General features: G+C 42.6%; 29 protein-coding genes. 15 read left to right on the forward strand and 14 right to left on the reverse strand.

Annotation, left to right across the window (positions count from 1 at the left end):
- Nucleotides 1-12: 12 nt before the first annotated feature.
- The 7 genes from HY960_11080 to HY960_11110 all read right to left on the reverse strand — a co-directional run bounded on the left by HY960_11080 (nucleotide 13) and on the right by HY960_11110 (nucleotide 5,280).
- On the reverse strand, nucleotides 13-471 hold the full coding sequence (locus HY960_11080) for a lipocalin family protein (GenBank protein ID MBI5216285.1): 459 nt from the start codon (nucleotides 469-471) through the stop codon (nucleotides 13-15).
- Between the two features lie 15 nt (nucleotides 472-486).
- On the reverse strand, nucleotides 487-966 hold the full coding sequence (locus tag HY960_11085; GenBank protein ID MBI5216286.1) for a hypothetical protein: 480 nt from the start codon (nucleotides 964-966) through the stop codon (nucleotides 487-489).
- 96 nt (nucleotides 967-1,062) lie between these two features.
- On the reverse strand, nucleotides 1,063-1,278 hold the full coding sequence (locus HY960_11090; GenBank protein MBI5216287.1) for a hypothetical protein: 216 nt from the start codon (nucleotides 1,276-1,278) through the stop codon (nucleotides 1,063-1,065).
- Nucleotides 1,279-1,562: 284 nt separating this feature from the next.
- Complete coding sequence (locus tag HY960_11095) at nucleotides 1,563-1,685, reverse strand: DUF2283 domain-containing protein (GenBank protein ID MBI5216288.1); 123 nt, start codon at nucleotides 1,683-1,685, stop codon at nucleotides 1,563-1,565.
- 463 nt (nucleotides 1,686-2,148) lie between these two features.
- On the reverse strand, nucleotides 2,149-4,200 hold the full coding sequence (locus HY960_11100) for a hypothetical protein (protein MBI5216289.1): 2,052 nt from the start codon (nucleotides 4,198-4,200) through the stop codon (nucleotides 2,149-2,151).
- Nucleotides 4,201-4,268: 68 nt separating this feature from the next.
- A complete protein-coding gene (locus HY960_11105; GenBank protein MBI5216290.1) occupies nucleotides 4,269-4,802 on the reverse strand; it encodes a hypothetical protein in 534 nt (177 codons plus the stop codon).
- Nucleotides 4,786-5,280 carry a DUF2085 domain-containing protein gene (locus HY960_11110; protein MBI5216291.1) on the reverse strand — a complete coding sequence of 165 codons (495 nt, stop codon included), beginning with the start codon at nucleotides 5,278-5,280 and terminating at the stop codon, nucleotides 4,786-4,788. Before HY960_11110 ends, HY960_11105 begins: the two co-directional genes overlap by 17 nt.
- Nucleotides 5,281-5,516: 236 nt before the next feature.
- On the opposite strand from HY960_11110, the gene speB reads away from it, so the two are divergent.
- The 11 genes from speB (at nucleotide 5,517) to meaB (ending at nucleotide 16,604) form a co-directional block, all read left to right on the forward strand.
- Nucleotides 5,517-6,416, forward strand: a complete 900-nt coding sequence (speB, locus tag HY960_11115; protein ID MBI5216292.1) for an agmatinase — start codon at nucleotides 5,517-5,519, stop codon at nucleotides 6,414-6,416.
- A gap of 325 nt (nucleotides 6,417-6,741) precedes the next feature.
- Nucleotides 6,742-7,911, forward strand: a complete 1,170-nt coding sequence (locus tag HY960_11120; protein ID MBI5216293.1) for an acyl-CoA dehydrogenase family protein — start codon at nucleotides 6,742-6,744, stop codon at nucleotides 7,909-7,911.
- A gap of 44 nt (nucleotides 7,912-7,955) precedes the next feature.
- Entirely contained in the window at nucleotides 7,956-8,126 is a 171-nt protein-coding gene (locus HY960_11125; protein ID MBI5216294.1) for a hypothetical protein, read from the forward strand.
- Between the two features lie 158 nt (nucleotides 8,127-8,284).
- Nucleotides 8,285-8,875 (forward strand): hypothetical protein, encoded by a 591-nt coding sequence (locus HY960_11130; GenBank protein ID MBI5216295.1) that lies wholly within the window; start codon nucleotides 8,285-8,287, stop codon nucleotides 8,873-8,875.
- A gap of 39 nt (nucleotides 8,876-8,914) precedes the next feature.
- Nucleotides 8,915-9,334: a hypothetical protein gene (locus HY960_11135; protein MBI5216296.1), complete on the forward strand. Its 420-nt coding sequence runs from the start codon at nucleotides 8,915-8,917 to the stop codon at nucleotides 9,332-9,334.
- A complete protein-coding gene (gene guaB, locus HY960_11140) occupies nucleotides 9,331-10,821 on the forward strand; it encodes an IMP dehydrogenase (GenBank protein ID MBI5216297.1) in 1,491 nt (496 codons plus the stop codon). Before HY960_11135 ends, guaB begins: the two co-directional genes overlap by 4 nt.
- Before the next feature lie 87 nt (nucleotides 10,822-10,908).
- Nucleotides 10,909-11,985, forward strand: coding sequence for an aminopeptidase P family protein (locus HY960_11145; GenBank protein MBI5216298.1), 1,077 nt, complete (start codon nucleotides 10,909-10,911; stop codon nucleotides 11,983-11,985).
- Between the two features lie 3 nt (nucleotides 11,986-11,988).
- On the forward strand, nucleotides 11,989-13,272 hold the full coding sequence (locus HY960_11150) for a glycosyltransferase (protein MBI5216299.1): 1,284 nt from the start codon (nucleotides 11,989-11,991) through the stop codon (nucleotides 13,270-13,272).
- Between the two features lie 121 nt (nucleotides 13,273-13,393).
- A complete protein-coding gene (gene purD / locus HY960_11155; GenBank protein MBI5216300.1) occupies nucleotides 13,394-14,731 on the forward strand; it encodes a phosphoribosylamine--glycine ligase in 1,338 nt (445 codons plus the stop codon).
- A complete protein-coding gene (locus HY960_11160) occupies nucleotides 14,728-15,654 on the forward strand; it encodes an NAD-dependent epimerase/dehydratase family protein (GenBank protein ID MBI5216301.1) in 927 nt (308 codons plus the stop codon). The genes purD and HY960_11160 overlap by 4 nt, the downstream gene beginning before the upstream one ends.
- 8 nt (nucleotides 15,655-15,662) lie before the next feature.
- Entirely contained in the window at nucleotides 15,663-16,604 is a 942-nt protein-coding gene (gene meaB, locus HY960_11165) for a methylmalonyl Co-A mutase-associated GTPase MeaB (protein ID MBI5216302.1), read from the forward strand.
- Between the two features lie 41 nt (nucleotides 16,605-16,645).
- Here meaB and HY960_11170 read toward each other — a convergent pair whose 3' ends face one another.
- The 7 genes from HY960_11170 to HY960_11200 all read right to left on the reverse strand — a co-directional run bounded on the left by HY960_11170 (nucleotide 16,646) and on the right by HY960_11200 (nucleotide 20,098).
- Entirely contained in the window at nucleotides 16,646-16,969 is a 324-nt protein-coding gene (locus HY960_11170) for a type II toxin-antitoxin system PemK/MazF family toxin (protein ID MBI5216303.1), read from the reverse strand.
- Nucleotides 16,963-17,211 (reverse strand): AbrB/MazE/SpoVT family DNA-binding domain-containing protein, encoded by a 249-nt coding sequence (locus tag HY960_11175; GenBank protein ID MBI5216304.1) that lies wholly within the window; start codon nucleotides 17,209-17,211, stop codon nucleotides 16,963-16,965. The genes HY960_11170 and HY960_11175 overlap by 7 nt, the downstream gene beginning before the upstream one ends.
- A 222-nt stretch (nucleotides 17,212-17,433) precedes the next feature.
- Nucleotides 17,434-18,246 (reverse strand): nucleotide-binding protein, encoded by an 813-nt coding sequence (locus HY960_11180; protein MBI5216305.1) that lies wholly within the window; start codon nucleotides 18,244-18,246, stop codon nucleotides 17,434-17,436.
- A 104-nt stretch (nucleotides 18,247-18,350) separates the two neighbouring features.
- Complete coding sequence (locus tag HY960_11185; GenBank protein MBI5216306.1) at nucleotides 18,351-19,025, reverse strand: hypothetical protein; 675 nt, start codon at nucleotides 19,023-19,025, stop codon at nucleotides 18,351-18,353.
- 182 nt (nucleotides 19,026-19,207) lie between these two features.
- A complete protein-coding gene (locus HY960_11190) occupies nucleotides 19,208-19,396 on the reverse strand; it encodes a hypothetical protein (GenBank protein MBI5216307.1) in 189 nt (62 codons plus the stop codon).
- A 50-nt stretch (nucleotides 19,397-19,446) separates the two neighbouring features.
- A complete protein-coding gene (locus tag HY960_11195; protein MBI5216308.1) occupies nucleotides 19,447-19,854 on the reverse strand; it encodes a hypothetical protein in 408 nt (135 codons plus the stop codon).
- Nucleotides 19,847-20,098, reverse strand: a complete 252-nt coding sequence (locus HY960_11200) for a hypothetical protein (protein MBI5216309.1) — start codon at nucleotides 20,096-20,098, stop codon at nucleotides 19,847-19,849. The genes HY960_11195 and HY960_11200 overlap by 8 nt, the downstream gene beginning before the upstream one ends.
- A 417-nt stretch (nucleotides 20,099-20,515) precedes the next feature.
- Between HY960_11200 and HY960_11205 the strand changes: the two genes are divergently transcribed.
- From HY960_11205 to HY960_11220, 4 genes are all read left to right on the forward strand, one after another.
- Nucleotides 20,516-20,986, forward strand: coding sequence for a hypothetical protein (locus tag HY960_11205; GenBank protein MBI5216310.1), 471 nt, complete (start codon nucleotides 20,516-20,518; stop codon nucleotides 20,984-20,986).
- A complete protein-coding gene (locus HY960_11210; GenBank protein ID MBI5216311.1) occupies nucleotides 20,967-21,155 on the forward strand; it encodes a hypothetical protein in 189 nt (62 codons plus the stop codon). The genes HY960_11205 and HY960_11210 overlap by 20 nt, the downstream gene beginning before the upstream one ends.
- 114 nt (nucleotides 21,156-21,269) lie before the next feature.
- Complete coding sequence (locus HY960_11215) at nucleotides 21,270-22,424, forward strand: acyl-CoA dehydrogenase (protein MBI5216312.1); 1,155 nt, start codon at nucleotides 21,270-21,272, stop codon at nucleotides 22,422-22,424.
- A gap of 331 nt (nucleotides 22,425-22,755) precedes the next feature.
- The gene (locus HY960_11220; protein ID MBI5216313.1) at nucleotides 22,756-25,842 is read left to right on the forward strand and encodes a fused MFS/spermidine synthase; all 3,087 of its coding nucleotides are present in this window, start codon (nucleotides 22,756-22,758) and stop codon (nucleotides 25,840-25,842) included.

Below are 25,842 nucleotides of genomic sequence, written 5' to 3' on the forward strand. Positions count from 1 at the left end.
TGGGACTCTCTGTTATCGTCTTTCTCTTTCCAATAACGCTATCCGATAGAGTCTGTTCGACCAGTTACTGATAAAGGGAATAACAAACTTCATCTTACCGTTTTTCAAATAAATAACCTGTACGGGGATGTATGAACTATCGGAAAATGCTAAACCAAGTGATGAATTGTTGTAAGTCCAATTGAGCGGAACTACTTTGTCATCTATGTTGCCGTACAAATATTTTTCATTCTTTACAAAACCTGTCTGATCGAAATTGAGCCGTAACTCTCCGCTACTCTCAATTGTATCGTATTGGGTTGTCTTTATCCCTTCATTCACCAACACAATGTTTGTAATTTTCCAGTTTCCGATGATTGGTGAATCCGGCGATGGATTTTCGGTCAACGTTGGTTCATCTTCTGAGCAACCGGAGAGCAGAAGAACAGCCAATGCGATGATACAAATTGTTTGTTTGAGTTTGATATTCATAGTCGTGCCCTTGTGTTAAAAATGATAGTTGACATTCTGAACAGCTACAGTTGTTGCTTGCGGTTCATAGATATTAAGCAATAAATTTCCCGTCGGTCGTGAATACATCTGTTTATACAATACTCTCAGTGGAGATAAATTGAAACGCAGTGTATCGGTAATGAATTGTCGGCAACGATCGTTTTGGGAATTATGGGACAATACAACTTCTGCTTGCGGCGGATTTGATTCAGCAAAATAATTTAATGCATATAACTGGAACGTATGTTCTTTGCATCCACCGCTATAACCCACTCTCATGTAAATAGTATCAACAACTATCCATGCAGTATCTATGGATACGTCGTGTCTCATAACATCAGAACTATATAAATCGTTAGTGATTTTTACAAGTGGAGTCTGCGTATCAATTGGAATAATCTGTACATCACTTGAATCTTCACAGTTTAAATTGAGAAGAAGAATAATAATGATAAAAATATTTAACCGTTTCATATTTTTTCCTTTGAGATAAAGTTTACAAGTATTCAAAATATCAATGTTACTAATGGTCAATGGTGAACGGTGAATTATGAATTGTCAATTAACAATTCACCATTGACAATGAATATCAATCAGGCAAATACCATAAAACACAAAAACCTCCATCATCCCTTTTGCACCGGGACAATAGAGGTCTAACTCTAAATCTATATCCAACACGAGACCCCATTTTGTCTCAATGCCGGGTGATGGAAAACATCTGCGCATCGCCCAACCCGCTTTACGATGAATTGCTTCCGTACTTTCCCAATTCATCGCAAGCATTTTCAAAGAACAATAACTACGTCTTAAAAACCTATCATAATTTGCAAAATATTTTTCTCAATGTCAAGCATAAAATGGAAAAAGTTTACTGTTTACTGAGTCAAATCTCATATCCCACATCTCACATCCCAAATCATTTCACTCCACAACCCCTTCCTCATCCCTCACCTCCCACATCCCCGAAACAATTATTAAAATATTTTCATCAGACTTTTACAGACTTTTGTTTAGTCCATTCAAGTAACTTTTAAGACCTGCTGACTATATCCAATTTCATTGAGTCGCTACACTTTTTTTGAGGCATTCAGTATCTCGATAGAAACAAGTGAGCCCTCTTTATCGAAATCTGCTATCACACCTGGACGTATTTCATCCGAATCATCAATTGTGTTGTCTAATAAAACAATGGAAAGGCTATGTTCCTATTGTTTAACTCTATCGAAAATTATCATTTGCGACACACAATTGCCTAAATTACTTTAAATTCGAATATTTTTTCTCAGAATTCAGACATTTTTTCAGAAAATACGCGTATAAAATTATTTTATTCGCGTATTTTCTGAATTTATGTCCAAAATAAATTATTTTCTTTCCATATTTTCTGAATTATTTCGGGTATAAATTCCTTTTTTTTAGGAATAAATTTATTTTATTCCCAAGTTTTCTCCTTTTATTCCGGAAATAAATAATTTTTCTTCCGTGTTTTCCCATTTATTTCAGGCATAAATTCCTTTTTTTCAGGAATAAAATCCTTTTCTTTCAGAATATATTTATTTTATTATCTTGTTTTCAGTTCTTTTTTCAGAACTAGTCAGCCAACTGATAACTGTTAACTGAAAACATCTCACCACTCATATCCCAAATCCCATATCATTTCACCTCAACCACCACTTCCTCATCCTTCACCTCCCACGTTCCGGAAACAATTTCTTCTTTCCCGCGAACGAGAATCCATGAATGGTCGTAGGGCATCAACTCCGGTTCGGCTTTGTGACTGAGCGGCGCAATCCAACACATGATGCCGTTTACGATGTATGGATTTTCTATTGCCTGAATAAACGTGAGCGAACTATCAAACGTCGCTTCATGGTTGATGACAATCGAATCGCCATTGAATTGATGTGGAAACTTTTGCATCTGTTCGGCGACAACACTATTCTCGTTCGGTTTGCCGTAGAGAAACACTCTGTCGTTTTGCAAATCTGCAAGAGAAATTGCCGTGTCCGCTTTGATAGTGAACGACCAACCGGCGATATCCATTTCCGTTGAATCATGCTGCGCGCGTTGCATCAGATATTCTGTATTACTCAACGTCCCGACAATCATCACTCCATCGGAAGGCTCGCGCAAATCTCCGAGACGGACGGGAAGTTTTCTGAACTTGAGCACATCGCCGTTCGGGTCGAGCCGTGCGAACGTTGGCTTTTCGTTCGTGAGCGTTTCAAAGCCGACATCGTTCTTGTAATTCCCCCCGCTATCTGCGCCAAGCCAGACACGAGTCTTCACTGTTTCAGATGGCGTTTCAATTCCAACATCAACAAAGGTCGTAAACTTATCATACCCGACGATTCGTACACGTCCTTTTGTCTGCCACTTGTTCTCTTTCTGTGTTGCCTTCGCGTTGTAGATTTTCATTCGGGGAATTCCTTTCCCCTTCACCCACTGTTCAAAAAACCAATCGAACTTTTTGCCCGATAATTCTTCAACAAGGTTTTGAAACTCTTCCATCGTCACAGTCTTTTCTGAAAATCGTTTCGCATACTGATGCAACATTTCAACAAATAATGAATCACCCAAAAGATTCCTCAGCATGTTATGGACGAACGATGCTTTGAGATAATGCGTCGGCATTGCGCGTAAATCCGCGCGTTGCTGAAGCGGAATATCCAATCCTTTGAGCGAGCGGGTGATAAGCGAACGAAGCAGAGGATGATTCACCAACGAATCGCGCACGGTCATCTTCCCGCACGACTCGCTGAAGAGCCGCGCTGAGTATTCACACATTCCCTCCGAAAGAAACGCGGCATCTTTATCTTCGATGAAGACGGTGATGGGCCACCACTGATGAGCAACTTCATGCGGCAAAATCATCGGATACTTGTTGAATTCGTCTTCCGTTTCAAACGCGAGTTTCTTTACAAGAATCATTGAAGGAGTCGCGATTGCAAGCACCGCTTTTCCCGCGACCCAATTCTCCACTTCAACGATGGATAATTTGGGAAACCTGTACGGAGAGAAAATCCTGTTGTAATACTTCAGCACAGAGTCGGTCAGCGAAAGTATTCGTGCCGCATGTGCTGAATCTTCTTCAAACAAAAATGTGGAAATCGGAGCGACGCTTCCTTCCTTCTTTTCCTGTTTGAATTTTCCCGCGCAAATCCAACCGAGCATCGGAACAGGTTGATTCAATTCCCACACAAATACATTCACGCCACCGACAGAATCTTGACTCATTAACTTCCCCGGCGCAACCGCTTGCCAATCTGATGGAACTTCGATGGTGAATCGGGCATTCTTCACGTTGCGGTTACCGCGCGGAAGAATCTCCTCATCTCTCAACACTGCCCGCTCCGAACCGAGGTTTGAATATTCCGTCCGGAAATTCATCCGCGCTTCATAATCGAACACAACATCAAACACTGTGTCGGGAATATCTTCTACCTTGACTTCACCTTTCGTTCGTTCGTAATCAGCATCTTCACCGTTAAGCCATACTTCTTTCAGTTTGAAAAACGGTGCGAGACCGAATTCAATACTCTCTGCTTTCCGGTTAAGAATTCTAACTGTGACAGTATCCGAACAAATTATTTCCTGAGAAGAAGGAAAGAGTTGAATACGAACCTTATGAGAAGTTATTTCAAAATCTTTCTTCTCAACTTCCTGAGCGAACGAAGTGAATAAAAACAGGAAAGAGGTTGCCAACAATTGTGACAACCTCTTGAGCAATTCGAAATTCACTCTACGAGCCGTTGGCAATTCGAAATTCGAAATTAAGCATTCATGATGGGCGGCTGAGTCATTGGCGGCGGCGGCATGTATTGATGTTTCGGTTTGAAAATACTGTAGCCGATCAATCCGCCAAGCAAACCGAACAACGGGTCAATTATTAATGAGATAAAGAGACTCATGAAAAATTGTCCGATGGAAGCAGATTCGCGAAACCCTTCTTCCATTCCTTCCCATGCTTCTTCCGGTATGTTTAAATCCATGTTCTGCAATGTTTGCATGATGAACTCGCCCATAATATTTCCGAAAATGACGAGGAAAAATGTTCCAAGAACTGAACCGATGATTGCTCCGAACACACCGGAAAGAGCGCCGACCGCCATACAATCGCCGGAGGTAAACGGTGCTGTGTCGGGAGTAAAATTATTTTTGTAAAACATCACGGCAAGCATCCCGCCAAGCATCACGCCGGCACAACAAATACAATTGATGATGCTGAGAAATGGTACTGCCGAAATAACTCCCATGATGATTCCACCATAGAGAGCGGGAATAGTTTTGTCAGGTTTGGGATTCATAGTAAGTTTTTTTGTTGTGAATATATTTTGTTGAGAGTTCGACACATCCTTCAATGAAATACGGAGTCAGAATTATTCCGGTTGCAACTCCGAAGAGCGAGCCGGTGATACTTCTTGTCACGAGCGTACTATCATGCACGCCAAGCCAACTACCGACGACATCGAGCAACATCGGGAGAAGTGCAACTAAAAGCCATCGGGAATTCCATGAAAACTTTTTTGAGATGAGCGGAGAAAGCAAGACGCCAAAGAAAAATCCGAAATAAATTGTCGAGCATCGCGCACACACTGCCAATTTTTCTCCAAACAAGTGAAGCGAGTGTGAATCGTATTGGTGACAAATTCTTGAATAGATTTTGTACGATTGAGTTGCAAAGAGCGATGCATCAAATAACACCGCAAGCGGCGGCAAGAAAAGAAGCAAACACCAGACAAACGCTCCTCCGAGCAAAAAGTAATATGCAGTTGTATGCTTCATAAGTTCGGTGTGAAGTTAGGAGAAAATCCACTCATAAACAATTTTCATTACGGTTATTTGTTCGTGTTTGAGAATGATACTCAGAATGTCATTGGTCATTTGTCAATGGTCATTACTCAATATGTCGTGTGTACAAATGACAAATGACTAATGACCAATTACAAATGACCAGAAGTTTTGAAACTTGCATCAAATCATGTTATATTCAGCCGCTTAAAATTCAGACCCGAACTTCCATGTTTAACACGCTTGATATTTCCAAAAACTTCCTCGCTATCGAAGAAGAATATTCCTCATTTGATTCATCAAAAATTGTCGTCGTCCCCGCACCGTATGAGAAAACTGTCAGTTACGGCGGCGGAACCGTTGATGGTCCGGACGCAATTCTCGAAGCCTCTCATTTTGTAGAATTTTATGATGAAGAAACCCAACGTGAAGTGTTCAGGGAACTCGGCATTGCAACGCTTCAACCGCTTAACTTTGACGGAATGAGTGACGTCGAAGCGTTAGAAACTTTGTACCGAACAACGAAATCATTGATTGGAAAAGGAAAGTTTGTTGTAACGCTCGGAGGCGAACACACAATTTCACAAGCAACAATAGCGGCGTATGCCGAAGCCTATCCCGATTTATCCGTCCTGCAAATTGATGCTCACTCAGACTTGCGAATGGAATATCAGGGAAATAAATTCAGTCACGCATCGGTGATGGCTCGTGTGTGCGAGTTTCTTGACCCGCGCCGGGTTGTTCAAGTCGGCATTCGCGCACAGTGTAAAGAAGAAGCGGAGTTCATCAAAGAAAAAGGTGTAACAACTCTTTACGCTCATGAAATCCGCGAGGGAAAATACACCAAAGTTTTAAAGACGTGGGATGAATATGTTCTCGAACATCTTACCGACCATGTTTATGTTACGTTCGATGTTGACGGACTCGACCCTTCCATCATGCCATCAACCGGAACACCGGAACCAAACGGTTTATTTTGGTGGGAGACAATGCAACTACTGAGAAAAATCGGCAAGAGAAAAACTGTCGTTGCATGTGATGTAGTTGAACTTGCACCGGTGGAAGGTGTCCACCATCCCGACCTTACTACTGCCAAGTTGGTCTCGAAGATGATGAACTATTTCGCCTGATATGCAATATGTGTTGCTGAGATATGAGATATGGGATTCTTGCCCGACTTCTAACAATGAACGTTTGGGTTTAAGAAATTGAGAATACATTACACTCGCACATCACATATCACATATCTCACATCTCTTCTCAAAACATTCTCCCACGCACCCTGCACCCCGCTCCCCTGCATTCATAAAATGAGATGAAAATCCAACTACGAGAACGCGCGTAGATATTTTTTATTCCCGTCTGATTTTCTTAATTTTGCACCACAAAATTTACCGCGCCCTCGACTGATTTGTCAGGGCGTTTATTGTATCTGAAAACAACGAAAGACCTCCCATGACGAAATTTCAAGGCTTAGATTATTATCAAATGGATGACCTTCTTTCCGAAGAGGAAATCCTTGTCCGAAATACCATCCGCGAATTTGTTGATGATAACATCATTCCCATCATTGAGAAACACTATCGTGCCGGAACGTTCCCAGCCGAACTTGTCGGCAAGATGGCTGAACTTGGTTTGTTCGGCGCAACGCTTCCGGCAAAATATGGTTGCGCTGAAATGAACAATGTCGCTTACGGATTAGTGATGCAGGAACTCGAACGCGGCGATAGCGGCGTGCGAAGTTTCTGTTCGGTGCAAAGTGCTCTCGTGATGTACCCGATTTTCACCTTCGGGTCCGAAGCGCAAAAAGATTACTGGCTTCCGAAACTTGCGCGTGGAGAAAAAATCGGTTGCTTCGGTTTAACAGAGCCTGACTTCGGTTCCAACCCCGGCGGAATGATTACGCGCGCAGAAGACAAAGGCGACCACTATCTTCTCAATGGTGCGAAGATGTGGATTACCAACGGAACAATTGCCGATGTAGCAGTCGTCTGGGCAAAACTTGATGGCGTTGTTCGAGGCTTCTTAGTTGAAAAAGGAACGCCCGGTTACACCGCTCCTGAAATGGTTGGCAAACATTCTCTCCGCGCATCCATCACGTCTGAATTAATTTTTCAGGATTGTAAAATCCCAAAAGAAAACATCTTCCCCGCAACCGATGGATTGAGAATGCCGTTGATGTGTCTCTCACAAGCGCGCTATGGAATTGCATGGGGAGCGATTGGCGCGGCAATGTCATGTTATGATTCTTCTTTGAATTATGCTAAATCCCGAATTCAATTTGGAAAACCGATTGCCGGTTTCCAACTGATTCAGGATAAACTTGTTCACATGGTAACGGAGATTACCAAAGCACAACTCCTCTGTCTCCAACTTGGTCGCTTGAAAGATAAAGGCAAAGCAAAATTCCAACACATCTCACTTGCAAAACGAAATAACGTTTACCACGCACTTGAAATCGCCCGCATTGCACGTGAGATTCACGGCGCGAACGGAATCCTCGATGAATATCCAATCATGCGCCACAGTGCAAACCTCGAATCAGTAAAGACGTATGAAGGGACGCACGAGATGCACACGCTGATTGTTGGAGAGAATATTACCGGGTTAGCGGCATTTGAGTAATTGGTTTAAAGTTTTTTGTTTTTAGAAATATTATAGGTTGAATCATGCAAACAGCTACGTTAGAGACATTACAACAAAAAGCGATTCATGTGCTTGATGTTAGTCAGGAAGATTTCTTGAAAAACAGCATTCGTTCGTTGCTTCAAGAGAAATTGAGAAGCATTAACATTAAACGAATTGCTACATGTCGGAAGTATAATGTTTCTTCAATCTAAGAATTAGATGAACTTATTCGTGAAGGAAAAGTGAACGAACTATTGGTTGATGGAGACATTCAGCATGATGATTATTTAACATGGAAAGCAAATGAAATTCAGACTGTTTTATTTCAACGTGATTAGTTTGTATAGTGTTATTGGAAAGACTACCATCTATGAAAACATCCAACAATAATTCTGAAAAAGGAAAAAATAAATTTGATAGTAAGTCACTTATTATTTTATCAATTGCTTCATTATTTATTATTTTGTTAGTTTATCTTTATTTAAATAATGCAGATAAAGATAATTCTTGGTCAGAAGAAGAAAAAATTGCTTTAGCAAATTACATCGATTCATTATATCCAACGAATGATGTATCTGATTTGCCTCTTGAAAAAGAAAATTTTCTTTCTGAAAACCCATTTACAAAATTCAGTCTTTTAGCGGAAGGGGGTCGAACCATCCATGCTTCTGTTTTCAAAACGCATAAATACGGAAGTGGTAGATTATTAATCATTTTTGCACCGTTCTTAAGTTATTCAGACGGCAATTTTTATATAGCTTCCCTTTCAGCCTTACACAATATTTATGGAAAACAAAGGGGTCTTTTTCTGCTGGAAGAAGCAAGAAAGAAATATGATGAGACAATACAATCAAAAGTAATCTATTGGAGTATTTCAAATCCAAATCAATCTTTTTACTCTTTCCCTATTGTAGACACTGACACCGAAACTATATCTTCAATCGTTGTCTGGACAGAATAATTTTTATGAACTCAATACCAATAAAACAAAGGAAAAATAATGCAAGCATCAAAGATATCAGACATTAGATATTTATATGCAAATTATATTGACAACGATCTCACAGATAATATTATCCTTTTCTTAGATATTACCGATAAACATTATAGTAATAGAATTGAGATAAAAACACGAAGCGAAAAATCCGGAGAGCCACTTGGCTATTTTTCTCTTTTTATGAGTCCGACTGATAATACAGTAAGGTTTGCCGGTGGAATAGAAAATAAATTACCCGTGATAAGATTTACGTTTAGTAATCCATTTCTTAAATATGTACCGAACCAATTAAAAATTCCTTACAGAAAAAATAAACCTACAAATTCTGATGACCAAAATTGGATGTATGTTATAATTTCAAAAGAATCAATACTAATGTTTCTTAGTTTAATGGTAATGCAACTTGAATTAGATATTAAATGAAATCTAAAACGAATAAATCTTACTTCGATGAGAAATTTATTGGTAATGCTTTTACCTTCGATGATGTTCTCCTCGTTCCACGAAAATCTTCAGTGCTTCCAAGAGAGACGGATGTTTCTACACAACTTACGCGTAACATCAAACTGAATATTCCGCTCATCTCCGCCGCGATGGATACGGTTACGGAAGCACGGCTTGCAATTGCACTTGCTCGTGAAGGAGGAATTGGAATCTTGCATAAAAACATGAGTATCGAAGCGCATGCAGAGCAGGTTGATAAAGTGAAACGCTCCGAAAGCGGAATGATTACCGACCCGATTACGATGCAACCCAATCAGACAGTTGCTGAAGCGTTGGCGTTGATGAGTAAATATCAGATTTCCGGTATTCCGATTATTAATGGAAACGGAATGTTGATTGGTATCCTGACGAACCGTGATTTACGTTTCGAGCCGAATCGCGATTTGCGCGTTGAAAAATTAATGACGAAAGAAAATCTCATCACCGCTTCGGTAGGAACGACGCTTGAGAAAGCAGAACAAATTTTGCAAAAGCATCGCATCGAAAAATTACCGATTGTTGATAAATACGGAAAACTTCGCGGGCTTCTCACGTTCAAAGATATTCAAAAGAAGAAGAGTTTCCCCAAAGCTTGCAAGGATTCTCTCGGACGATTGCGTGTGGGTGCGGCGGTTGGAATTAAAGCCGATACTCTCGAAAGAGTTGATGAACTCATCAAATCAGCAGTTGATGTTATTATTGTGGACACGGCACATGGTCATTCTCAAGGTGTGTTGGAAATGATTACGCGAGTGAAACGAAAATATCCTAACTGCGATGTCATTGGTGGTAATGTGGGAACTGCTGAAGCCACCCGTGACATCATCAAAGCAGGCGCGGATGGTGTGAAAGTCGGCATCGGTCCCGGTTCGATTTGCACGACAAGAATTATTGCCGGCGTTGGTGTTCCGCAAGTAACCGCAATCAATGAATGTGCGAAGGAAGCAAGTAAAGCGCGTGTTCCACTTATTGCCGATGGAGGCATCAAACAAACAGGCGATATTGCCAAAGCAATTGCTGCCGGTGCAGATACAATTATGATTGGAAATCTCTTCGCTGGAGTTGAAGAAAGTCCGGGTGAAAAAGTTCTGCTCGAAGGACGCGCATACAAAAGTTATCGCGGCATGGGTTCGATTGATGCGATGAAGCAAGGAAGCAGCGACAGATATTTTCAAGATGTCGAAGATGATTTGCCGAAACTTGTTCCCGAAGGAATCGAAGGACTTGTTCATTTCAAAGGTCCGCTTGCTGATACGGTGTTTCAGATGGTAGGTGGCTTGCGTGCGGCGATGGGTTACTGCGGTTGTAGAACAATCAAAGAAATGAAAACAAAAACTCAGTTCGTGCGAATGACACAAGCGGGCTTGAAAGAAAGTCATCCGCATGACATTCGTATTTCTAAAGAAGCGCCGAATTATCACTGGTAAAACTCATCGGTTACAAGTTACAGGTTACACGTTACTGTTACCCAATCATCAATCGGCAATCGAAAATCATCAATCATAAATCTTTATATGAATAAATCCCGACTAACTACACTTCGAAATACTTTCGATTCACTCAACATAGACGCGTTCTTAGTAACATTCATGCCGCATCTTCGATGGGCAAGCGGCTTCACCGGTTCAAATGGTGTTGGATTGGTAACAAAGAGAAACGCATATTTCGTAACTGACGGGCGATACGAGGAACAAGTAAAACGGGAAGTGCATGGATGGACAACTGCCATCGCACGGGATTATAATTTGTATGAACTCATGCTCAAACGAAAATGGTTTCGCTCCGGCACAAGAATCGGGTTTGACGGCAATACGGTTTCGCTAACACAGTTTCAGGATTGGAAAAAGAAATTCCCGAAAGTATTTTTCCGTCCGCGTGCGGAAGTGATGGAGAAACTTATCGTTAGTAAAGATGAAAACGAAATTGCCAACATCAGAAAAGCAGTGGAAATCACCGACAAAGTTTTTGCCGACATCCTTCCGCTTCTCAAACCCGGAGTTGTCGAAGCGGACATCGCTGCCGAGATTACCTATCGTCAACGGAAATATGGCGCGGCATCGGATGCGTTTGAATCCATTGTTGCAAGTGGCGCGAACAGCGCACTGCCGCACGCACGTGCTTCATCAAAGAAAATTAAAAAGGGGGACATGGTCACGCTCGATTTCGGTTGCGTCTATCATGGCTACCATTCCGACATGACAAGAACTGTTGCTGTCGGGAAGCCACTGTATGAAATGTTGAAAATCTATCAAGTAGTTCTTGACGCGCAAAAGAAAGCAATCGAAGCAGCGCACGCTGAGATGAAAGTGTTTGATTTGGATGCAGTCGCACGTGACCATATCAAAGAAAAGGGATATGGAAAATTTTACAATCATTCGCTCGGGCACGGAATCGGTTTGCAAATACATGAACCACCGAAAATTTCATGGACAAATAAAACTGCTGTCCTGAAAGAAGGTTGCGTCGTTACCATCGAACCGGGAATTTATCTTCCCGAACTCGGCGGCGTTCGGATTGAAGACGATATTGTCATTCGAAATTCCGACTGTGAAATTCTCACTCAATCACCAAAGGAATTAATCGTCCTCTAATCAATGAGTTCTGAAATAACGCGTAAGCGACCTGTTCTTGTCATCGCATATTATTTTCCTCCTCTCGGATTGAGTGGCGTACAGCGCACACTTAAATTTGTAAAATACCTTCCACAGTTCGGGTATCAACCGACAGTGCTCACAGTAACACCGACCGGTTACTTTGCGCAGGATGAATCGTTGCTCGAGGAACTCAACGGACTCGACATCGAAATCTTTCGAGTCGGCTCGCTTGATGCAAATCGTCTTTTCAAGAAAAAAGGCGTGGTTAAAATGCCTTCTGAGAGAATGAGAAAGTTCCTCACGTTTCTCAGCGACTCGTTTTTCATTCCCGATAACAAAATCGGTTGGAAAAATAAAGCGCTCAAAGCCGCAATCGAGTTGCATCAGAAACATAAGTTCAACCTTGTCTTTGCAACCGCTCCCCCCTTCACCGATTTTTTAATTGGAGCGGAACTGCGAAAGCGGTTCAATCTTCCCTTGGTGATTGATTACCGTGACCCGTGGCTTGAATATCCGTTGAAATATTATCCGACACCACTTCATCGTTGGTTGAATTATCGAATGGAAAAAGCGGTGCTTCGACTTTCATCGAGAATCATTGTCACCAACCGTCGTGTGAAGGAGTTGATGATTAAGAAATATCGCTTCTTAGAATACAACGACATCACGATTCTCTCACAGGGATTCGACCCGACAGATTTTGAAGCCGTTAGCGAATCCGCTTCACCACAGAAAATGAGAATTACTCACGCAGGAGTTTTTTACGGAGATAGAACGCCAAAGTATTTTCTTCAGGCATTGAAAAGAATCTTTGTCGAGCGACCGAGTCTGAAAGAAAAAATCGAAGCGTGTTTTGTCGGCGTGCTTCAGGATGAACATACAAAACTCATAAAGCAGTTGGGACTTGAATCCAACATCATCACGACCGGCTACCTGAATCATGAATCCTGTATCCGACAAATCATGTCCTCCGATATTCTTTGGTTGACGGTGAACAACGACCGGCAGTCACCCGGCAAGTTGTACGAATATATCGGCGCAAGAAAGCCTGTCCTCGCTTGCGTACCGGATGGATTCATCCGGCAAACATTGCAGGAAACCGGCGCGAGTATTTTCGCCAAGCCGGATAATGTCGAAGAAATTGCGCAGGCAATTCTTAAATTTTATCAGCTGTACGAGCAGAAGAAACTTCCGAAACCGAATGAAGAAATCGTTCAAAAGTATGACCGAGTGAAGTTGACAGAAGAACTTTCCCGCATGTTTGGGTTTTTGGTGAGTGAATGATGCTAACGATTTTTGATTCTTCCACGCCAATCTCACACTGTCACCCCGAACTTGTTTCGGGGTCTATCCACGAGTATTTACAGATGCTGAAACAAGTTCAGCATGACGATAGAATGAAAATATGAAAATCTTAGTCATCGGAAGCGGCGGACGGGAACATGCTTTGGTGTGGAAACTCAAACAGAGCAAACAAGTCCAGAAACTTTTCTGCGGTCCCGGAAATCCCGGAATTGCAGAACATGCTGAGTGCGTTCCAATCAAAGCAAATGATATTGAAGCGTTAAAAAAATTTGCTCTTGAACAGAACGTTGACCTGACCATCGTCGGACCCGAGCAGCCTCTTGTTGACGGAATTGTTGATGAGTTTGAATCTGCCGGATTGAAAATCTTCGGGCCTTCAAAGTTTGCAGCACAGTTGGAAGGGAGTAAAATCTTCGCCAAGCAGTTCATGAGGCGGCACAACATTCCGACTGCGAAGTTTGAAACGTTTGAAAGCCATCAAATAACAGAAGCAAAAGATTTCATTTCGAACTGCTCACTTCCCATCGTTATCAAAGCAGACGGACTTGCGGCAGGAAAAGGAGTTGCAATTTGTTTGACTAAAAACGAAGCAACCGAAATCCTCCATCAATACTTTGAAGAGCGAGTATTTGCCGATGCTGGAACACGAATCGTCATCGAAGAATTTATGGAAGGTGAAGAAGCATCCATCTTCGCGTTGACAGATGGAAAGAATTTCGTCACGCTCTCCCCCGCGCAAGACCACAAGCGCGTGTTCGATAATGATGAAGGAAAAAACACCGGCGGCATGGGCGCGTACGCTCCCGCCCCGATTGTCTCTGCTGAAATTCTTGAGCACGTAAAGGAGGCAATCATTCAGCCAACACTTGATGGAATGTTATCCGAAGGTCATCCGTACAAAGGATGCTTATACGTCGGGTTAATGCTCACGAACGACGGACCAAAAGTGGTTGAGTACAATTGCCGCCTCGGCGACCCCGAAACGCAGGTCATTCTTCCCTTGCTTGATGAAGATTTGGCTGAGTTGATGCTCGAAGTCGCTGAAGGAAAACTTAACAGGACAGAAATCAAATTGAAAAATCAATCAGCAGTCTGTGTTGTACTTGCATCCGGCGGTTATCCTGATGAGTATCAAACAGGAAAAGAGATTTTCGGATTAGAACTAATTGCAAAATCTCCTCATGTCATTGCATTTCATGCAGGCACCAAAACACAAAACATTCATCTGCCGTCCACGCCTGCGGCAGGCACAGCGGCGGACAAGAAACTCAAAACGAACGGCGGTCGTGTACTTGGCGTTACTGCGCTTGGCGACTCTCTCGGGGATGCAATCAAACAAATATATCAAGCCGTTGACAACATACATTTTGATGGAATGCACTTCCGTCGCGATATTGGCTACAAAGGATTACAACGAACAACGAATAAGGAACAATGAACATTTTAGTAACAGGCGGAGCGGGCTTCATCGGTTCGCATATTGTGGATGCGTACATCGAAGCAGGACACAATGTCACCATTCTCGACAACTTATCAACCGGAAGGATGGTGAACCTAAATTCCAAAGCACAGTTTTTTCAGATGGATATTCGGGAGTTTGCCATTGATAAAATTTTCGATGAAGGAAAGTTCGATGTCGTCAATCATCATGCTGCACAGATGGATGTGCGCAAGTCGGTACTTGACCCGATATTTGATTCATCCATCAACATACTTGGGACGCTAAACGTACTTGAAAACTGTAAACGAACCGGAGTAAAGAAATTTATCTTCGCTTCGACAGGCGGTGCGATTTACGGCGAGCAGGATTATTTCCCTGCCGACGAAGCACATCCGCAACGACCTCTTTCCCCTTATGGCATCACCAAATCGGCTGTCGAAAAATATCTTTTTTACTATCAGGAGGTTTGGGGAATTCGCTCAACAATTCTTCGCTATGCAAATGTGTATGGACCGAGACAGAATCCTCACGGTGAAGCGGGCGTTGTTGCAATCTTCGCGAAGAAAATGCTCGCCGGTGAACAAGTAACAATCAACGGCGATGGAAAACAGACGCGGGATTATGTTTTTATCCGTGATGTCGTTCAGGCAAATCTTCTTGCATTGAATCAAAAAACTTCAGACACTTTTAACATCGGAACAGGCATCGAAACAACCGTGAATGAGATTTATTCGGTTCTTGAAACTGCGCTCGGAAAACAATGTAAAAGCATACACGCACCGGCAAAGGAAGGCGAGCAACTTCGTAGCGTCCTTTCGTTTGAGAAAATCAGAACTTCTCTTGGTTGGCAACCAACTGTTTCACTTCGCCAAGGGCTGGAAGCAACAGTGAAATATTTTCAAGAACATCCGACAGCGTAGCAGTGGCAATCGAACAGAAATTTGTTGAACGGATTTTGAGCGGCGAACGGATTGCTGTTGCTCGCGGAATTTCTTTGGTAGAAAATGAACATCCATCAGCTACTGAACTGTTGAAGGCATTGTACCCGAACACCGGGAAAGCATATCGCATCGGAATTACCGGACCACCGGGAGCGGGAAAAAGTACTATCACCAACAAACTTGCAAAACTCTACCGAACACAGAACAAGCGAGTCGGCATCATCGCGGTTGACCCGACAAGTCCGTTCACCGGCGGTGCACTGCTCGGCGATCGCGTTCGCATGACTGATGTTGAACTTGATGAAGGCGTCTTTATCCGAAGCATGGCATCACGTGGAAGTCTCGGCGGCCTCAGCAAGAAAACAAAAGAAGCGGCTGACGTACTTGATGCGGCTGGTTATGATTTTGTGTTGTTTGAAACTGTCGGCGTGGGACAATCGGAGTTGGATATTGTGCGTGCGGCAGATACAACGGTCGTTGTTCTTGTTCCCGAATCCGGCGACTCAATTCAGGCGATGAAAGCCGGGTTGATGGAGATTGCCGATTTCTTCGTCGTGAATAAATCGGACAGACCGGGGGCTGAGCAGGCAGTCATGTCAATCAAGATGGTATTGCAGTTCAAACATCCGGCAGATGGCTGGCAAGTGGAAGTAATTAAGGCGACGGCGAACGATGGGAAAGGAATTGAGGAAATCGCAACCATGATTGATGCACACAAAGCATTTCTGTTGAACGAAAACCGGTTGCAACTCAAACGAAAAGAGAGGGCGATCGAACGTGTGCGTGAGCTGGTGAACGATAAGTTACGAGTGGAGTTTTGGAACGAAGAACGGGAAACGAAACTTACTTCCGATATTGAAAATGTGTTGGATGGAAAAAGTACGCCGTATGACTTGGCGGCAATGTTGTTAAGGGATGATAGGAAGTAGGAGAGGTAAGGAGACTGGCAAAATCCAATTATCTTCACATTTTATTCAACGAGCATTTGTGAAATAATACTTTTAATGCGATGAATGATTTCCGGTTCTAAATGTCCAAGTTTCTTTAGTAGTCTGACTTTATCCACCGTTCTGATTTGATCTAAGACAATCCATCCTTGTTTTCCCTCGAATTCTATCTCGATTCTCGTTGGATAATTTTTTGATTGAGTTGTCATCGGGGCAATAATTACTGTCCCGATATTTCGGTTCATTTCATCGGGTGAAATGATAACACATGGTCTGGTTTTCTTTATCTCGTGGCCTACTGTCGGATCCAAATTCACAAGCAGAACATCATACTGATTCATTACCATTCCCAAGCAAACGAGTGCACTTCCAATGAATCTTCGATGAGAAGTTTATCATCTCCATTATTGTGCATTTGTTGAAACGCTTCTTCCCAGCCCTGCCGCGTTTTGGCTGGATATGGTTTCATGACAATGGAATCTCCCAGTATCTCAACTTCCACGCTGTCGGAAATTCTGCATTGCTCCAGAAGCGACTGTGGAAGTTGGAGTACATTGACATTTCCGATTTTAGTTAATGATAATTGCATAATATCAGATGAGATTCTTTGTTACATTGATTATTTTATTTGATTGAATCTACAACACAGGGAAACGATATGCAAATAAAAAGGCATTATTTACCGGGAGGTCACGCCCGACTGCTCTCTCTACGATACCGTAGGTACAAGTTGTTAACCTTTGGCATGAGACCATCCCTGACCATCACGTTAGTGTTACGGTTTGGAGCGTGACACCCAAGGGAAAATGATCTACAGTGCTTTGTTCGCATCGACAATGAATCCTGCCGATTTAAGTTCCTTTACGAGTAAGAACTTCCAATTGCCATTGGGGTCGAGTGGAATGTAAACAACGCCTAAGTAGTCTGATGGAAGTTCAACGCCTTCTTGATAAATGGCGGTCACGTTATTTCTGCCAAGTTTCCCGATGAAGTATCCAAATTCGAAAACAACATTTTGCCTAGCGCGTGGCTGAAGACTTTCAGGAGATTTAGCACTGCCACCGATATCGTCTGGTGTAAATAGGGCAACCGCATATGGTGTTGATGCATGTGCTTCAAATTTCTCTATGATTGTTCTTCCTTGATTTGGTTGTTCATGCAATATGATTGGATTCAGTTCTATCTTGGACAGGAAGCGAGCAACAGCATCCTTTAATCCCTCATCGTGCCCATGTATTACAAAGATGTCTTTAGTCTTATTTGCAGGTTCAGAAGGTTTTAGATTGTCAATCTGTTCGGTTCTCTCTTCCTCATCCCAGTATTCTTGAACCTCTTGAACCATTGATTGCAAAATGGCTCTTGCACTCTCCATGCCTCGCCGAAAGGCATCTTCGAAGGCGCTGTCTGGCGTTCTCGAGTGAAAGGCACCTAGACTATAACTTATTTTGTCAAAGTCATTTAGATGTCGGGACTTTTCACCAAACACATACGAAATGTCTATTTCAGTATCTCTGTACCATTTTTTGAAATCTGGAGATCTTCTACCCTTCGCCTTGACTTCGTCGATCTGCTTGATTCCCCTGTCAAGCTTCTCAAGTGCAACCTTCTTCGTTAGTTTAGGCATATTCGGTTCTCCTTATGTGTCGTACAAAAATAGCGCTTAACGTGTCGCAAGATTATGCAATGGTTTTGTGAGTATATAAATCTCATTTGAGCGAATGTTTCTATTCATTGGTCTTTTCTTCCAGTGTCGTTATTTTGCGTGTTAGGTGTTTGTTGATTTGCCAATTTCGAAATCTCTTTGTGTATCCAATTTGCCAGTTCCAAGTAATGCCATGCCATATTTCCAAAAGGAATACTATTCACAACAAGACGACTGAAACGAAAATATTGTTTACCAATCCTAAAGACAATATCACCTTTTTGCTCAGCCTTTAGTCGTTCATAGAGTTGAACCATTTCTTTTGATTTCAAAACAGGTTGATGGTTAACATCAAGTTTAGCTAAATTCTGGTCAGTGTTATCTAGTTCTGTTAAGATTTGTTGGGCTTCACTCTCTAGAATCTTTCTTTTGTCGATTAGAGCTGCTTTTTGTGCTTCGAATTGAATTATTTCTAGAAGAGTCTCCCGTTCTTTTTCGAGCGTCTTTATTTTCTCTTCCTTGCTCTGCGCCTCTGCTGCAAGACGTTCCAATTCAGGAACTTTCGAGAGCTTTTCAAGGAGTTTATTATCATCTTTCTGGAAAACATACCCGATTGCTGATAAACCCACAGGAGCCACGAGTGCTGAGGCAAGCCCAAATGCTATGATATACCAATTGCTGTCTGTTGCATGAATTCCGAGGTAGACAACGCCTCCGCATAGTAATAGTCCAACTACAAGTAGTACAATTTTCTTTATCATTCCAACTCCTTCATGACAAAACAATGATGCCTAACTAGTGTAATTCCGCAATCCAACATGTGTACTTCCACCCAACTCCGGATGTAAGTACACAGTCCTGCGTTTATTTTTTTGTGTATAAAAATCATTTATCATTTTTACAAGGAGGTCACGAACCATCGTGACCTCCATGCAAGTATTTCCTATATCAGCACCATCACACTCAACTCCAGAACCATGCCTACTTCTACATCGTCAATGATATAGACGTATCTGTACTTCCGTAGTTCCGGTACTCCGGCGACGAGGTTTGCATCAGTATCATCGAACGGGGAGCGGGTGTCGGTCCCAATTTTCTTGTATTCGGTTTCCGAGCCGCGCATACGATACATACGGAGCATTCCTGTAGTATGGTCTGTGGGAATTTACTCATGTTCATGATTCATCGTTTAACTACGGTCAATGTATCACGGAAATTGGTGAAGAGAATTGTACTCAACGTATCTTCAGCGGCAGGAGGAACCATGTAAGCGAACGTTTTCTTTACATACGTTTCAGAAGTCACAGTACCACATATACCCATTATATTGAGAAAAAGTATATGACCATCAGTTTTGCAATCAAGGAACAAACCGTATTCTTCAACACCCCACCCTGTTACTTCCGTCTTCATGGTTCCATCTCCCTGACGGGCTGTTCGTAAGGACATGTAGGATGAATCAGAATCGGTTCCGGATTCAATAAACACTTCCGGGAATTGAGCCTGAGTTTGGGGTTCAGTATCGGTCGGAGATTTACAACCGAGTAATGTTAACAAGAGACTGATGATGAAGAGATGGTTCTTAGTCATAATGCGTCCTATACTGTTTGCTGTCACTCGGCGTCGTGGCGTTTGACATCCAAGCAATACGGTTGTGGCTTGAAATTTTTTCTACGGTAAGTTTTGTAAGATTTTCTTTGGTGTGATTGGCTTGAGCGTAGTTTGCCCGCCTCGCCGCGTTTGTTCCGCGCTTCTCCGGCATCGTTGCATGTGTCGTACAGAACCCATTCACTGCACGATACCCGTCTTCCAAACCTTCAATGATATTGCTCAAAATTTTTACCCTAAAAAAAATTATGAATTATTCATTTTGGAAGGTTCCCGCTTCTCTCTTTCCTGACTGCGTTCACGAAGCAGGCGCCTTGTTCTGGATGCAATGGTAAGGAGTATTTTTGAAATATCCAAGAAAAAAATGAATAATTTGTATTTTTTTCCGTTGACTGCCGGAGTTCTATGCGACCCCTACGGGGTCGAAAAAATGTTTTGTTTCTTTTTCTATAAATATGGAATCCCTACGGGATTCTTTTTGCAAGAGCATTATGGTACAAGCGGAAACTCCATTACTCCAATAATCCAATAATCTATTACTCCATTACTCCACTACTCCAACACTCCATTTCTCCGTTAGTCAACACTTCTTTGCACAGATTTTAGTTTTTGACTAAATCTATTTGTTTCTTTACATTAGCACATGAAAAAAGAACGTCTCTATTTGGACTCATCTGTCATTGGCGGATACCACGACCCTGAGTTTGCAGACGATTCAAAAAGAGTGATTGAGTATGCCCGACAAGGGAGAATTATCACCCTCATGAGCGAGGTTGTGATTCAAGAAATATCAAAAGCTCCTCAAAAGGTTCAAGATGTACTTTTTTCAATCCCAAGTAGCAATATTGAGAGAGTTGAAATGACAGAAGAAATCATCGCTCTGAGCAATGAGTATCTTTCAGCCAACATACTCTCTCAAAAATGGAACGATGATACTACTCATGTAGCAGCTGCTACAGTATCACGCGCTAATGCCATTGTTTCGTGGAACTTTCGGCACATTGTACGACTTGACAAAATGCAAGCATATAACCGAGTTAACCTTGCTCATGGATATGATATTTTAACAATTGTTACACCAAAGGAAATAGTTTATGATGAACCAACAGAATAAAGAATTTGATTGTATCGCTATGAAACGAGAAATTCAAAATCAAATTTATGAAGAAACAAAGGATATGTCGTCTTTAGAGAGATTAGAATATTTTCGTAATGCTGTACGTTCAAGCAAATTTCGTGATTGGTGGGAACACGCCGGTAAAGATTCTAAAAAGGCAGATTAGCATACCGATGATTGGATTCCCGTTTAGAACCATTCGGGAATGATAACCATTTTTTTTCTTGTTCGCCACATGCGGGCAAAACTTTTTAACTGTTTTAACAAATGAAAACTAACTATGAATGATACTACCCCTGAATACGAATTTACCGAATCCATGAAAATGGTTCGGGACCTTGCACGCGAGTATGCAGAAAAAGAAATCAAGCCCGTCGTTATGAAGTATGATGAATCTCAGGATTTCCCATTCGACATTATGAAGAAGTTGGGCGAGATGGGATTTCTCGGCGTCATCTTCCCTGAAGAATACGGGGGCGCAGGCTTTGGTTATCTCGAATATGTTACCGTCATCGAAGAGATTTCCAAAGTTGACCCGTCGGTCGGACTTGGAGTTGCGGCACACAACTCTCTTTGCACGAACCATATTTTTACGTTCGGCAATGAAGCGCAGAAGAAGAAGTACCTGCCTCTGCTGACGACCGGAACAATCATGGGCGCATGGGCGTTGACCGAACCAACTTCCGGCAGTGATTCGGGCGGAATGCTCACGACTGCTGTCCGCGATGGCGACCATTACATTCTGAATGGAAGTAAGAATTTTATCACGCATGGCTCGGTCGGGAAAGTTACGGTGGTTATGGCAATCACCGATAAAGAAAAAGGACGGAAAGGGGTCTCGGCATTTATTGTTGATAACGATTCGCCCGGCTTCATCGTCAGTAAGAAAGAAAATAAACTTGGGATGAGAGCAAGCGATACATCCGCCATTGCGTTTGATAATGTTCGTGTGCCAAAGGAACATCTTCTCGGTGAAGAAGGGACAGGATTCATTCAGGCAATGACGGTGCTTGATGGTGGAAGAATCAGTATTGCGGCGCTTTCTCTTGGCATCGCACAGGGCGCGCTCGATGCGAGCATCAAATATGCGAATGAACGAAAGCAATTCGGGAAAACGATTGGTTCGTTTCAGGCAATCCAATGGAAACTTGCCGACATGGCAACGCAAATCGAAGCCGCACGACTGATGACGTACAACGCCGCTCATACAAAGAACAAAGGCGGAGACGTGACACGACTTTCGGCAATGGCAAAATATTATGCAAGTGAAGTCGCCGCGGCGGCAACAAGCGAAGCGATTCAAATTCACGGCGGCTACGGCTTCATCAAGGACTTTCCTGTCGAGAAGTTTTACCGCGATGTAAAACTCTGCACCATCGGCGAAGGGACTTCGGAGATACAGAAGGTCGTGATTGCGAAGGATATACTTCGTTAAGTGATGCAACAAATCTCTACCACAATATTCTTGAACTCATCCCCCTTCCGAGGTTGTACAGAAAGCAACTTCGGTGTTCAGAATTCATCATTCGATATTCATTATTTAGGGTAGTTCCAAAAACTTCAATCAAAAATGTTTAACCGCAAAGCACACAAAGAATACGCAAAGTGGCGCAAAGATAATAGGGTTTTTGGAACTACCCTTTACTTGAATATCAAATATCGAACAAGGAATTTTAAATGATAAAGTACTTTTTAGACAACCTCTGGAGCGAAGGGGTTGAGTTAAGAATAACCAATCAAACATCCGTTCTCTTCTCTCTTCCTTCATGAAAAAAGAAACTCTCTACAGCCTCATCGCTGTCATGTTCATTACATCGGGGGCAATCGGATTAGTCTATGAAATAGTCTGGTTCAAGTATCTCTCGCTCTTTCTCGGCAACACAACGTACGCGCAATCCATCGTGCTTGCTTCGTTTATGGCGGGACTTGCCATCGGCGCATCGCTGTGGGGCAACCGTGCGGATAAAGTCAAACAGCCACTTGCTATTTACGCTGTGCTTGAAATTATCATCGGTATCTACGGCTTGCTGTATCCGATGTTTTTCGAGTTGCTTAAAAGTGTTTTCATCAACACCGTTATTGGTCTCGAACTTCCAAGCGACGGCACATCGGTTCTCTCTCTCAAACTTCTTACAAGTTTAATTACGCTCCTCCCTCCTACTATTTTGATGGGAGGAACTCTTCCCGTTCTTGTCCGACATATTTCAGAACGCATCGAAGAATCGGGAAAGAACATTGCCATCCTATATTTCCTGAATAGTTTCGGCGCGGTGATTGGCTCGTTTCTCGGCGGCTTCTTTTTTGTCCGCACACTCGGACTTGACCCGACGATTTATATGGCGGCAGTTCTTAACATCACTATCGGTGTCGTCGCGTTTCTGCTCACCAAAGCGAAGATGGAAGAACGCCCGCAAGAAGAATTAGTTCAATCAGCGCCGATGCAATCGTTTTCTAAAAAAGAAGTCTTCATCGCATTTGCCATTGCCGGGTTCTCCGGACTTTGTTCGATGATGTATGAAGTCGCATGGGTGCGATTGCTTATTCCGGTTCTCGGCTCGTCAACATATTCTTTTTCGATTATGCTGATTACGTTTATCTCCGGAATCACCATCGGCAGTTGGCTTGTCTCGAAGTTTATCGAACGTATGAAAAACATGTTCGGGTTTCTTGCCGTCTGTCAGTTCGGCGTCGTTCTTTCATTGATTGCAACCCTTCCGCTCTATGGTTATTTACCTTACACATTCTGGCACGCCGCGCACATCCTCAACAGAACCGGTCTGACATATCCGCTCTTTCTTTCGATTCAATTATTATTTTCTGTGTTGATCATGATTGTCCCGACGATTTTTCTCGGGATGAGTTTGCCGGTTGCAAGCCGCATCGCCACAAGCAAGATTGAAATGCTCGGAAAATCTGTCGGCAGTGTCTTCTCCATCAACACAATCGGAACCGTGCTTGGCTCGCTTGGCGCAGGGTTGATGTTGATTCCGCTTGTCGGCATCAAACATACAATCGAATTTGCGTTGGTGTTGAATCTCGCTCTTGGAATTCTTGTTGCGTTCAGCGACTCACTGTATTCACAAATAAAAAAGTATGTCTCGGTCGGTTTGATATTCGTTCTGACACTTACCTACTTCTTCATTGCGCCGGATTGGAGCCGAATCATCACACTGTCGGGAGTGTTCAGAAACATCAATGATAACGACCCGCCTCCTTCTTCTTATCAGGAATTTCTCCTACGCTCACAACCGCCTGAAGTGTATTTCTATAAAGAAGGAACTACAGCAACAGTTGCCGTCACGAAAACATTTTCAACTCTTTATGGTGAACAAAAAGTTCTCGTCATCAACGGAAAAGGTGATGCTTCATCAAAAGGCGATATGCCCACGCAGGTTCTGCTCGCTCAGTTCCCTGCGATGCTTCACCCGAAACCGGAAACCACGTTGGTCATTGGGCTTGGAAGCGGTGCAACTGCCGGAAGTCTCCTCTCGCATCCCATCAAACAATTAGATTGTGTTGAAATATCTCCCGAAGTAGTTGAAGCGATGGAGTATTTCAGTGAAGTGAACCATCGTCCGCAGGAAGACCCGCGCTTTCGATTGTACATTGAAGATGCGCTTGCGTTTCTCAATCTGACGAAAAAGAATTACGATATTATTGTAAGCGAGCCATCGAATCCGTGGATTGCAGGCATTGGCAATTTATACACGATTGATTTTTTTGAAGTCTGTAAACAACGCCTTCGACCAAACGGATTGATGGTTCAGTGGTTTCATTTGTATGAGATGGATGATGAAACGCTTCGCTTGGTGTTCCGGACATTTCAATCGGTCTTTCCGCATGTGTCGGTGTGGCAATCGTTCGCTACCGATGTCATTCTTATCGGTTCGCTTGACCCGCTTCAACCGAATTTCAACCTGATGAAAAAGAAATTTGAAATTCCGCGAGTGAAATCTGACCTTGAAAACATCAACATGCCGGATGTAGCAACATTGCTTTCGATGCAAGTCGCCTCAGAAAATACTATCAAGGAATATGCAGGCTACGGAGAAGTGAATACGGAAAAACTTCCCTACTTAGAATATTGGGCGCCGCGGTCGTTCTTCATCAACTCAGGCGTACATCAGTTCATCACGTACGACGAACGCTCGATGCGGGAAAATTCTCACACGCTGATGAAACGATATGTCATACAATTTGGTTTGAATGACACTGAACGATTAAACATCATTAACTTACATTCAATGCCTAACCGGGGAAAGAACACATTTGCATATGCGTTTCTGCGCGACTATCTTCGCGTACATCAGGATGATAAGCAAGCACTTTCCTTGCTCGCCGATGTTACAGAACGAATGGGACGAAAGGAAGAAAGTCTGAAGTTGTTTGAATCCTTGGCAGCAATAGATTCGACCAATCTTTCCGTGTTGGAGAATTACGGATGGTCACAGTACTTAATGGAAAAACCCGTAACGACTCCTTATACATTTTCAAAATTGGATTCCATCGAAAAGATTTTTCAAAGAACAATCCTTCTTGCAAAAGATACGGTTGACCGATACAGAGCAAAACTTGCAGATGTGAATTTTGCAAAAGGTGATTACGAGAAAGCAATCATCAATTACAAAATTGCTCTTCAACACCGGAATGAATTTACGCCCGACAACAACATGCGGGTTGATTTGATTCTCCTCCATCTTGCTCAGGCGGCATTCAGACTGAACAAGGAAGATGTTGCGATGGGATATGTTGTTCAGGCGTACATGGCGAACCCCAATAATCCTGAGACGAGAGAGTTCGCCTCGTTTTTATACATGAAACAAGTGGAAGATAAAAAAGCAAAGAAACAATAA

It is taken from the genome of Ignavibacteriota bacterium (assembly GCA_016212665.1).
Classification (GTDB): Bacteria; Bacteroidota; Ignavibacteria; order UBA10030; family SZUA-254; genus FW602-bin19.